This is a genomic window from Shimia gijangensis (assembly GCF_900142085.1).
Taxonomy (GTDB): domain Bacteria; phylum Pseudomonadota; class Alphaproteobacteria; order Rhodobacterales; family Rhodobacteraceae; genus Shimia; species Shimia gijangensis.
The window spans coordinates 1-10,925 of record NZ_FQZQ01000045.1; the positions used below are offsets into that span (position 1 = coordinate 1).

Annotated in this window: 12 protein-coding genes; 11 read left to right on the plus strand and 1 reads right to left on the minus strand. The window is 48.9% G+C overall.

Going from position 1 to position 10,925, the window contains the following annotated elements; genetic code table 11:
- Positions 1-111: 111 nt before the first annotated feature.
- The 6 genes from BUC32_RS19510 to BUC32_RS19535 all read left to right on the plus strand — a co-directional run bounded on the left by BUC32_RS19510 (position 112) and on the right by BUC32_RS19535 (position 4,565).
- Positions 112-297 (plus strand): helix-turn-helix transcriptional regulator, encoded by a 186-nt coding sequence (locus tag BUC32_RS19510; protein WP_073257184.1) that lies wholly within the window; start codon positions 112-114, stop codon positions 295-297.
- A gap of 97 nt (positions 298-394) precedes the next feature.
- Entirely contained in the window at positions 395-832 is a 438-nt protein-coding gene (locus BUC32_RS19515) for a hypothetical protein (RefSeq protein WP_073257187.1), read from the plus strand.
- A 220-nt stretch (positions 833-1,052) separates the two neighbouring features.
- Positions 1,053-2,429 carry an RNA-dependent RNA polymerase family protein gene (locus tag BUC32_RS19520; protein ID WP_139280808.1) on the plus strand — a complete coding sequence of 459 codons (1,377 nt, stop codon included), beginning with the start codon at positions 1,053-1,055 and terminating at the stop codon, positions 2,427-2,429.
- A 74-nt stretch (positions 2,430-2,503) separates the two neighbouring features.
- Positions 2,504-3,061 (plus strand): hypothetical protein, encoded by a 558-nt coding sequence (locus tag BUC32_RS19525; RefSeq protein WP_139280809.1) that lies wholly within the window; start codon positions 2,504-2,506, stop codon positions 3,059-3,061.
- Between the two features lies 1 nt (position 3,062).
- Positions 3,063-3,302: a hypothetical protein gene (locus BUC32_RS20535; protein WP_139280810.1), complete on the plus strand. Its 240-nt coding sequence runs from the start codon at positions 3,063-3,065 to the stop codon at positions 3,300-3,302.
- A 210-nt stretch (positions 3,303-3,512) separates the two neighbouring features.
- Positions 3,513-4,565, plus strand: a complete 1,053-nt coding sequence (locus BUC32_RS19535; RefSeq protein ID WP_073257197.1) for a hypothetical protein — start codon at positions 3,513-3,515, stop codon at positions 4,563-4,565.
- A gap of 569 nt (positions 4,566-5,134) precedes the next feature.
- Here BUC32_RS19535 and BUC32_RS19540 read toward each other — a convergent pair.
- The gene (locus tag BUC32_RS19540) at positions 5,135-5,548 is read right to left on the minus strand and encodes a thermonuclease family protein (protein WP_322788028.1); all 414 of its coding nucleotides are present in this window, start codon (positions 5,546-5,548) and stop codon (positions 5,135-5,137) included.
- A 413-nt stretch (positions 5,549-5,961) separates the two neighbouring features.
- Here BUC32_RS19540 and hxsB point away from each other — a divergent pair, with 413 nt between their 5' ends.
- Genes hxsB through BUC32_RS19565 form a run of 5 tightly spaced genes read left to right on the plus strand, consistent with a single transcriptional unit; the run spans position 5,962 to position 10,608 of the window.
- Positions 5,962-7,371: a His-Xaa-Ser system radical SAM maturase HxsB gene (hxsB, locus tag BUC32_RS19545; protein WP_073257200.1), complete on the plus strand. Its 1,410-nt coding sequence runs from the start codon at positions 5,962-5,964 to the stop codon at positions 7,369-7,371.
- Positions 7,368-8,465, plus strand: coding sequence for a His-Xaa-Ser system radical SAM maturase HxsC (gene hxsC / locus BUC32_RS19550; RefSeq protein ID WP_073257204.1), 1,098 nt, complete (start codon positions 7,368-7,370; stop codon positions 8,463-8,465). The genes hxsB and hxsC overlap by 4 nt, the downstream gene beginning before the upstream one ends.
- Positions 8,462-9,013, plus strand: a complete 552-nt coding sequence (gene hxsA, locus BUC32_RS19555; RefSeq protein ID WP_073257207.1) for a His-Xaa-Ser repeat protein HxsA — start codon at positions 8,462-8,464, stop codon at positions 9,011-9,013. Before hxsC ends, hxsA begins: the two co-directional genes overlap by 4 nt.
- A complete protein-coding gene (locus tag BUC32_RS19560) occupies positions 8,988-9,377 on the plus strand; it encodes a TIGR03982 family His-Xaa-Ser system protein (RefSeq protein WP_139280811.1) in 390 nt (129 codons plus the stop codon). The genes hxsA and BUC32_RS19560 overlap by 26 nt, the downstream gene beginning before the upstream one ends.
- On the plus strand, positions 9,361-10,608 hold the full coding sequence (locus BUC32_RS19565; protein WP_245815231.1) for a His-Xaa-Ser system-associated MauG-like protein: 1,248 nt from the start codon (positions 9,361-9,363) through the stop codon (positions 10,606-10,608). The genes BUC32_RS19560 and BUC32_RS19565 overlap by 17 nt, the downstream gene beginning before the upstream one ends.
- The last annotated feature ends 317 nt before the right edge of the window (positions 10,609-10,925 follow it).

The window sequence follows — 10,925 nt, forward strand, 5'->3', positions numbered from 1 at the left end:
CATCGCAAACACGCCGCATAATACCATCAACAAGATGAGCCAAACACTCTCTTAGTTTAGGCCGCTCTTGGGCCCAAAAACTCTGCCGACGGACAGTGCAACGGAGGCAACATGCCAGAAACACTCCTCAACTGTGCGACAGTCGCCGAACGCTTTGGCGTCGCCCGCAAAACTATTTGGTGCTGGTCAAAATCAGACCCAACCTTCCCGAACCCGATTAAGCTTTCCTCACGTTGCACGCGCTGGAAGAAGTCCGAGATCGACGCTTGGGAAGCGCAAAAGCGCGTCACCAACTAAGAAGCCCGCCCCAGCAGGAACCGGGAACGGGCTGTATCAAAGTTAGCGCTTGAACAGTACCATTTTCCTGCACCGGGCACAAACCGAGAGTGAAAAAATGTACGATTTTGCCCCCAAGAAATACGACCCTCCGCAGGTCGATTGTTGCAACCCGCTGCAATCAGAGACGCCATCCGAGGAAAATTGCAGCCCGCTGCAATCGGCCCAGTTGCAACCCGAAAATTGCAGCCCGTTGCAGCAGGATGATCAGCCACCATCCGAATTTCCCGGCCAATTCAGCCGCGAAACAGGCGACGACTATGTCCGCGAAGTAATCCGTGTAGGCCGCTACCGCGTGATTGTCAGCAAAGATGAAGATCAGTGGATTATCCAAAAGCAGGCATTCGGCGCGACCACTAAGTCCGGCATCACTTGGAAAGCCATCGGGCACCACTTGAAGCGTCATTCTCTCACCCGGGTGTGGCAGGAAAAATCCAAAATGCCGGTGCCGGAACAGGTTTTGGCTTTCCCGGAGAACTTCCCCTACCGCAAGTAACCCCGGTGTGTGTGCAGAGGCTTTGGTGACATTTGGTTTGCCCCGCGAAAATTGCAACCCGTTGCAATTCTTGGCCCCCGAAAAGTCTCTGCGTACTGGTTTTGACTGTAAATCACAGGGGGGTGCCAAGCCGAAAGAAAACAAATCTGATGGGCTATCTCCTTCCTTTTGTGGGGGTGAATTCCCGCAAAGCCAGCCAAATGTTGCCGAGAGAGAGACGATGAGCCAGAGCGATCAGAACATCCCAAAATACGCCCGGAAGCCTGTATGGGAAGCCGAGAAGCAAGAGCTTGGCCGCAGGTATAAAAGCCGCGCTGACAAACTGAAGGCAGACAGAGAAGCGGACAAGCGACGTCAAGCGTATCAGCGCGACTTCTTCCGTGACCCCAAGGTCAAACTTGCAGCCATCGTCAAAGCCCTCTCCGGCAATGTAGGCCGTGACACCGCATACACTCTGGCCGCAAACCTGAACCTGTATGGGCCACAAGAACACCTCGTCAGTACCCGCCCGCATACCAAAGGTGACGGCGGCACGCGGACGATCTGTATCCTGCCGCCGGAACTCAAGGCCAAACACCGGATGATCAAATCTGCGTTGGATGCTCAACTTGTTCGGCACCACAATTTGTTTGGTGTCAAAGATCATGGTCGAGACAAAGCTGCTCAGTATATTCAATCTCTTCAACAAGCTGGGTTCACCTGCCTGTGGCAAACGGACATCACGGACTGCTTCGCCAGCTTCGACTTGGACGCCCTTGCGGGCCTCCCTCTTCCGGAAAAGGTGAAATCCAATGCCTTGGACACACGCCTAGACCATTTTTCGTTCCAAGCACTTCCCTCCAACTCTGAAGCCATGAAAGGGGCTTCGCCGGAAACGCCCAATGCGGCTACGCCGGAATTTTGCACGGTGCAGGACCACCGTACTATTATTGGTTCTAGTACCGAGGATATTGTTTGCAACACCAGCGGGCCTCGGGGACTTATGCAAGGCTCTCCGGCTTCCAGCGCTATTCTGGCGTGGTATTTGAACGACATTTTGCACGGCTTGCCCTGCCATAACGACGTTCAGGTTATTGTGTGCTTTGACAATCTTCTGATTGCCAGCCGCAATGAGGAAGACAACCACTTGAGAAGGATCACCTTGTCTGACAGCTTGGGTCAGTGCTCCTTTGGCCCCCTGACGTTGCACACTCCAACACCCAGTGATCCATTCGATGGAATGGACTTCCTAGGGTACAACCATCCTATCGGCGGCGGTGATATCGGCATCGGGCACAAGGCCCGTCAGAAGCTGATCAAGCGCCTTACCGCATTGGATGATGACTTCTGGAAAAACCGCGATTGCACACCGACTTACCGCTACTGTTACAGGCTATGGTCGATGCTTCTCGACTATGCCAGCGGGTTCTCCTGTGTCAGAGACAAAAAATCAGAGATGGCCGATTTCTTTCACCACTCTGCTTGGATACCCAAAGCCAGCCACGACCCGGCATTGGAAATTGCCCACTGGCATCTGTTCGACACCCTGAACACCGCAGATCCTCAGTTCTTGAAGAGTTTTCTCGCGCTTTCGAAACGTTACGGCTTTGCAAAATAATTAAAAAAACCAGTAGTTTAGCGTTTATCTCAACCACCACTTTGGTATGGTTTTACATGAAGAGAGATACACTTTTGGCCGCGATTGAAACCCTTAACGAAACGCCTCCGATGACCACAAAGCTGGAACATGCTTTAGGCATTGGCGTCGGTTTTGGAACCGCTTGGTATTCCAGCCAGAAAGAGCACTGGATGCGCTGGCTGAAAGAATATGACACTCCCGGCGTCTATGGCCGTAGGCCCAACTCCGGGCATAGCTGCCAGTTCATCTACAACCAGCTTCAGTGCCCCCCAATGGTGTTCTGGCTGGGGGAAGCCCTTGGAGCGCCCAAACTCGCCCTGAGACAGGCCTACGCGGCTGCTACGGGCGTCCTGCCCCACCATGCTCGCCAGACTGCCGCCATCCGCCGGGAAATCCCGTGGCGAACCATCGAAATCCGCATTCGCCAGTTGTCAGAGGGAGGTGCAACCCGTTGCAATGGTCATACCGATTTGACCGCTTCGCCCTGCGCGAAAAAATTGCAACGGGTTGCAACGCCGCCCCATTCTGGTTGCAGCCCGACGAACAAGAAATTGCAACTGGCTGCAATTTCTCCCCGGATTTCCTCCGCAACCAACGACCACGAGGTTTGATATGACGTTTTGGGTAATTTTTGCAGCGCTTGCTTACACACTCACCGGAGCATGGCTTTGGAAGGCCGTCTTCCTGAGCTCGCTGATTGAATGCCTGTTATCAGGAGAGGAATGGGCGTCCGATACCCTTGCCAGCCTTCATCAAAGAACTGTCGTGAGATTATTGGTAAAGGGTATCACAATCATGCTTTGGCCTTTATTGCTGCTTGCAGGCTGGATGTCAGCTATGGCCCGTTTGTAAGATACCACAATCAGGACCGCGCCAAGCTGGAGACGAAGCGCTATGAATTCTTTGACATCAAAAAGACTGAAGCCAACGCTCAATGCATAGCGAAACTGGTTGGTTCTGCCACCCAACCGCCCGTTGTATGTCAAACAAAAGACCCAATCCTCTAGTTGATTGTCTGAGAAGTTCTTTTGTACCGAATTCATACCTAATGGACCCAAGAAAATGATCCTTGCACTATTTGCATTTTTCCTTCTTTCGCTGCCAGTCGCCCTTGCCGGAGTTGTTTATCCGTTCAGGCCGTTCAGAACACGAAAGAGAGCTGCTAAGGCTTTTGGCGTTGCGTTCCTTGGTATTGTGCTAGTGGCCGCCTTCGGTGACCCCAACGGGCAAAACGAAAAAAATGCTGCACAAGAAACCCGAGTTGCCGCAGCGCAGAATTCTCATGAACAAACCAAGACCCCTCCTGCAAAACCAGAACCTGCTCCCAAAACTGAGGAAGAAGTCGCCGCCGAGCAGGAAGCGGATAGGCTTTTCAACATTGAAAACAGAACCGACATCCTTCTCCGCTCCTTTGATAACGGGAAATGGGGAGCAGTTGCGATAAATCTAGCGGCATTGCGCGAATTGAACGCGGACTTAGACCAATTGTCTTCGGAGATTGAAGCCAAAGTTTTGAACTATGTTCGCCCACTTCCCACGTCTGATTTTGAGGGAAATATCAAGGGTTACAAGCTGCTTACCGCATTGCGTCCGGAAAACTCAACTTACTCTGAGAAGGTTGCGTTTTATGAGAAACGAAAGCTTGATACAAGAAATGCGGCTGTTCGAAGGTTAAGAAAAAAGGAAGACAAAGTAGAAGGAGTCACCTTCTATTCACATCCGAATTCCCCCAAGTATCTCAACAGCCGATCAACGGTCTACCTTTACATCGGCAAAAGGTCCGCAGGCCAACCATGGCTGCGGATGAAGACAATTTACACCGCTTCCAACTGGCTGTTTGTAAACAACGTAATTGCTTGGCATGACGGCATTAAGGAACCGCTGGTTTCTGGGGCATTCGACCGTGATCATAACTCTGACATTTGGGAATGGCGCGACCAAACACCTTCTGGCTATCAGCTTGAGGTCTTACGGTCACTGGCAAATGCTAGAGAAGCAGTTCTGCGGTTCGAAGGTGATCAGTACCGCAAGGATGTTACTTTGTCGGCAGGAGACAAAAAGGCCATTCGCGAGGTTCTGCTGGCATACGATGTCATGAAATCTGGCAATTGGTGACCTACTTGGACACTGAGTAGACCAAGTTCTAAAAACAATGCCGGGCTAGGAACAGTTTCAGTGTGAAATATCGTTGTGCTCTGTAATGTTATTAGATAGCGCATAGGGATGAAGAAGCTTTCCCACCGATACAAGAATTGGCTGATAAAAGAGCCTTCGCAGAGCCGAACAAACGCGCTCAGCGCGCCCGTAAAAAGGCTTCGAAAGTGCGAAAGTCAACCGCGCATTCAGTAACAGCTTGGTTGGGCGGGGAATTTGAAGAAATCATCGCAGAAAATGCGCCTACTGGACGGAGAAACGTGGGCATCCGACACTCTCGCAATACTTAATCAAAAAGTTATCGTGGGTTTGCTGTTGAAGGGTATCACAGTTATGCTTTGGCCTCTCTTGCTGCTTACGGGCGGGCTGTCAGCCAAGGTCCATTGGTAGGGCAGTGCAACCGGGGCTGCGTTTTTTTGGAAACACGGCTCTATGTGAGCTTTGAAAGCAAAAAGGCCGAATGGACCTGCCCCGCTTTTGTGCCGCCCCAAAAGTTCGGATAAGGGGAAGCAGGCTCACCCACACTTCAATCAACAATATTTGGCTCGCTTAAGCCTCGACCTTGCTGCAGGCGTTTCAAGTTTTCGATAACGTCCCCCACTGTACCGACGGCAATCGAGAGCATAGCCAGCTGCAATAACTGCGGCTCCAAGATCCTTTCCATCCGCATAGCAAACACCAACATATCTATCGTAGGTTTTCTCACCAGTTAGGTCACAGTGAACACTTTTCCCTCTTAAAAAGTTCACCATCCAGCGCTTTGCTTCCTGTCCAGAGCGGGTTCCAAGTTCCGGGGCATCTACACCCTGCAATCGAACCGGGGTTCCGTCGACGACGATAGTGTCAGCGTCTCGAATTTGAACTTGCCCTGCCAAGGCTGGAGTAGTGGCTACCGCGAGAACAACCACCGCTCTTGTCGTCATTCTTCTCACGCGCTGTTCCATTTCAATTATGCTCGTTGCAGGAGCTAGCGAGTTCTCTTTGTTTTGTCGCCAAAACTAAGAAGACTACTGGTCACGGCAACCTTTTCTTGTTCAGATGCTAAGAGCAACTGGAATGAAGCAAGAAGCGCGGAATTATTACGTCTACTGCAAAAGGAAACGAAAAACGTGCACGAAATTACGATTTCTTATGAAGACATTCTTAAGCCATACGTGAAAGATGCCTTGGCACGCTTAGGCTACATTTTTCCTGAACTCGATCTTGTTTCGAGCGGAAGTGGCATTCGGGTACGGTCTAGCAACCCGTTCGACGAACTAGCGTTAAAAAAGGAAATCAGGTACGCTCTCTATCGATCAAAAATACGAGCGGAAGGTGCACAGAACAGGGCGGCTCTGTATTCGTCGGTGTTTGGCAAATGAAGATTTGGCCGTTGCAATTTCGTTCCATCGATAGTTCTCACATGGTTTTCACAGATGACACTGGGAAGTTTTTCAAAGCATCAACCAAATTCCTCGAGCGATATGCCACAGAAAACTTATCAGTCGATGATACGATTTTTTTACAGCAAAATGGGCACGCATTTCTTAACTTTGACGATTTTCAGTTTGTTGGGTTTGCTTCTAGGTGGATAAACAGGGTTAGCCCTGTTGGGGATCTAAAGTACGTAATTTTAGTACCCACGCTACGATGCGACCTCAAATGTGATTATTGCCAAGTTTCTAGAGTAGCGAAAAAGGCCAGAGGATTTGACTGGAGTGAAGCCACTCTCAGGCAAGTAATCTCGTTTCTGTCAAATCTGTCGCCAACCGAAGTAAAGATTGAATTTCAAGGCGGAGAACCTCTTTTGAGGTTGGATATCCTCAAAACAATAAGATCGTTTTGCAGACAGCGCTTCAAACAAGCCGAATTTGTTGTCTGCACAAACTTGCAAGAAGTTTCTGATGAAGCTTGGGAATTTTTAAGCGCCGATGATACTCAAATAAGCACGTCATTTGATGGCACCAATCATCATCACCAAAAAAGGAGAACAATTTCTGACACCCAACAAGAAAGCTTTGAAGAGAATTTGGGTCTTGCATTGGCTCGCTTTGGCTCCGAGAAAGTATCAGCATTGCCCACCATCGATCCGCTTGACCCTCCTGAGCCAAGCGAACTGATTTCAAACTACGCCTCTAAAGGTTTTCGGACGATTTTTTTGCGCAAAGTGAATTTCCAAGGTTTTGCCAGAAAAAAATATTCCTTCGAAGGAGCCGACCGGCATTGGGAAGCATTCTATCGTCAATTCATTGAGGAGTTAATCACTTACAACATGACGGCAGATAAGCCGGTAGAGGAGTTTTACCTCAGCCACATCCTTAGGCGCATTGTTCGCTCAGGACACCACAACCACGTCGATCTACGCAATCCCAATTGGCTAGGAAAGGATTATGTCGTCATTGACCATGATGGGAAGCTGTATCCGACTGACGAGGCCAGAATGATTTCCCGTGTTGGTCAAATAGACTTATCAGTTGGAGACTTAGAAAATGGATTAGACGCAGAAACACTTCATTCTCTTAACAGCGAGGCGTCAAATTTTGATGATCCCGACTGCGTACACTGCGTTTACAAACCCTATTGCGGTCCCGATGTTGTAGATGATCTTTCTAGGTACGGTCGAATTGACTTACCCCGGCACGAGACTGACCATTGTCAGAGACACATGTTCCTTTTTGACCTAGCATTTGAGTTGATTTTTTCTGAAAATCTCGCAGTACAAAAATCTCTGGCAAACTGGCTTGATATTTCAGAGTTCAACCAAAGACTGGCACCGGTCCTGTCATGATACAAATGCAAATCTCATCTGAATTTCCGCCCATTTCTCAACCCATGGTTTTTAGGCTGCGCACAATCATCCCAAAAGACCCTCAAGAACTGGACAACTGTGATGCAGTTCTCATCTCGGAAGAGGATCATTTTTCCGAATTTGATCTCCAAGGTTTTTCCATTCGTTTGAAACTCGAAAATGTTCATGATTTTGACGGTGATGTAATTTTAGCAGTTCCTGGGCGGAAATCAGTTCATCGGTTGGTACGCAGCCAGTCCAAACACAACACATTTCTAGTAACTGAGCAGTGCGACCAGAAATGCGTGATGTGCTCTCAACCTCCCAAGAAGCATCATCAAGACTTGTTTGATTGCTTTCTGGATGCCGTTCGGCTTGCTCCAATTGGCGCAACAATTGGAATTTCTGGTGGAGAGCCAATGCTGCACAAAGACAGGCTTTTTCACTTCCTAATTAAATCCCAAAAACTGCGCCCCGATGTGCGCTTCCACATTTTGACGAATGGCCAGCATTTCACTTCCGGCGATCAAAGAACGCTTTCGTTACTTGATCTGAGATCCATTCTGTGGGGAATACCCATATATTCGGCGGACGCTGAGATACATGATCGCATCGTAGCGAAAACAGGAGCGCATGAAGTCCTACTCCAAAACTTGGCTTTTCTCGGAAGCGTGGGAGGGCTTATCGAACTGAGAACAGTCCTTCTTCGCTCGAATGTGCAGGGATTGGCGAGCCTTGCAGACCACATCACCACATTTCAACCATTCGCACATTATTGGGCTATCATGCAACTCGAGAACATCGGATATGGCAGAATGAATTGGGCGGGCGAGTTTTATGATAATTCCGTGGCATTTGATCCGATCGCCAAATCCATCGATTTGGCCACGGCTCGAGGAATTCCCCCATCATTGTTCAACTTTCCCCTCTGCACGGTTCCTGACGACTACCGACCAAACTGTTTTGCTTCAATTTCTGATTGGAAACAAAAATTCATCCACGAATGCAGAGGATGTGCACTACGTTCTACTTGCGGGGGTTTTTTTGAATGGTACCCTGAGGACAACGGTTTTTCACGGATTGCGGCTCAATGAAAACTAAATTTGCCATCCCAACTTTGATCGCAGCTGGTTTTTCCAGCACGGAAGCAATTGCAAGTTACGATCCCGGCACATTGGCCGAGGATGCGCCTAGTGCGCCAAAAATGTACGAGCGTTTCCGTCAAAATCATACGTTTTCACTGGCTGGGCACCGCTCGCATTCCAGTCACGGCTCACATTCCAGCCATAGGTCGGGGTCAACCGGTGGCTACACTGCTCCACGAACTCCCACTCCTGCGCCCCTTTACACTCCTCCTACAACAAACAGAAACTCTAACAGTACCCCCCCTTCTTCGATACTGCCCAGCCCTCCGGCAGCCGCAACACGAACCCTACCGGGAAACTCCGGAACCTTTAAACAGATCGCAATGCAAGTTCAAACCGCGCTAATGTCTTATGGGTACTACAACGGAGCCATTGATGGTATAATCGGCTCAGGTTCCAAAACCGCTCTTTCGAGATTTCAGTCCGACTACGGCCTTAAGGTCACTGGCACTATCACCCCGGAGGTGCTTGATGCGTTCGGTATTTCGGCCAACTAGCTTTCTACTCGGTGCTCTTCTGGGTCTGTTGCTATCGCATTTAGCCACCCCTCTTTGGAACTTCGGCCTAATGAAACTGCACCAAGAGGAGTTCGGCGAATTGACCTTTTACTGTGACAACGCGATGCGTGTGCACTTTGTAGCTAAACAACGGTTGGCAGGAACTCCTTCTCAAACAAACGTAGAAACTTTGAAAGCTGCTGAGATTGGCCTTCTCGACTGTCAAGACTACGATCTCATGAGAAAGCGCCTAATTCGCTGGGGTCTAAGCGAAAACGAACTAAGCGAAATGTCCCTACTTGCTATTGAAGAGCAGGGGCGGGACCTAAGAGACGTAATAAAAATTCATGAAATTCGCTACTAGTTTTCTTACCGCGTTTACCGCCTTTTTCTCAATCTTTCCGACTTTTGCACAAGCTTCGGACATGAGAAGCACTGTGCTTAAAAATGCAGCTTTGGATGCAGGTTTCCTCGCCGCTCATGAAACTCATGTAGCGACAAATTTTGAACTGGTTTTAGTCGGCAAAACTCTTTTCGAAAGCCGACTTCTTTCGCTTGCTGAGGACATTGCCTGCGCATCATGCCATCTTGACCAATTCGGCTCGGCTGATGGCCTGCCAATCGCTATTGGGACAGAGGGGACAGGTGTTGGAGCACAACGCGTTGTAAATGGTGGAGACATAGTTCCAAGAAACACTTTGCCATTTTGGGGACGTGGTGGGGTTGGTTTCAACGTATTTTTTTGGGACGGCAAAGTTGATAGTTCCTCAGGGAAGGTCAAAAGCCAATTCGGAGATCATACGCCGTCTCACGATCCTTTAGTTGTGGCAGTCCATCTGCCACCGGTCGAAGTTGGCGAAATGGTAATTGACTTGGATGAAACAAAGATACTTCAAACGGAAAGTCTTTCATCCGCAGACAGCCTCTACACTTTAATTGCAGAACGAATTGAAAAGGATGAGGAGATTTCTTTGGCGTTAGCAAAAGCCAAAGAAATAGAAAAAGATCAAATTGTTTTTCGTGACATAGCAGAAGCGATTGCTGCATTTATACGTTTTAATTTTCGGGTAAAACCCACAAGGTTTCATGAATTCGTGTTTGGCAACACCCACTTGACTGACTTGGAACAAAAGGGGGGCTTGTTGTTTTATGGGCGAGGTGGTTGCTCACAGTGCCACAATGGCCCCTACTTTTCGGACCTTGAGTTCCACCCAGTTGCTTTTCCACAGGTCGGGTTTGGGAAAAACGGTTTTGGTGTAGATTACGGTCGCTTTAACGTCACTTTGAGTGAGAATGATAAGTACACCTTTCGTACCCCACCATTGCTAAATGTGACCAAGACTGCTCCGTACTCCCACTCAGGGTCAACATTCCAGCTTTCAGAGGCGATACGAGCCCACATTGACCCGCTCGCTCTCATAGATACCAAAACTATGAGTGCCAATGCTCGAGTAGAGTTCTACGAGAAACTAAAGCTTTGGGGAAGCAGTGCAACATCAGGAGCTGTTCTTACCGATGAAGACATCCAAGCGATTGAAGCATTTTTGCACACCCTTGAGTACGAAAGCGAAATGCAAGTGAATGTCGTGGACTAAGTCAGCTTTTGTCGGGCGGATAGATCACAAGGGACAAAACCGCTCGATCCATTAAAAGCAGCCGCAAAATTCTTGGCGGGTAAGATGGGGGGTAGCCACTCTGATCCATTATTTTTTCGAATAAAAACAATGGCAAGTGGCGGAGACGAAGTCCGCCAAATTTAATCCACAACGATTTGATTTATAAATAATAAAAAAGAAATTATAACTTTTATACCACATTAAAGCTACGCGCTTTTAACCTGATGCATACCCGGCCTCGCAAAAGTAGTTCCAGCATTCTTGCGGTGTGAACATGTCGCAGACTTCGGCCAATG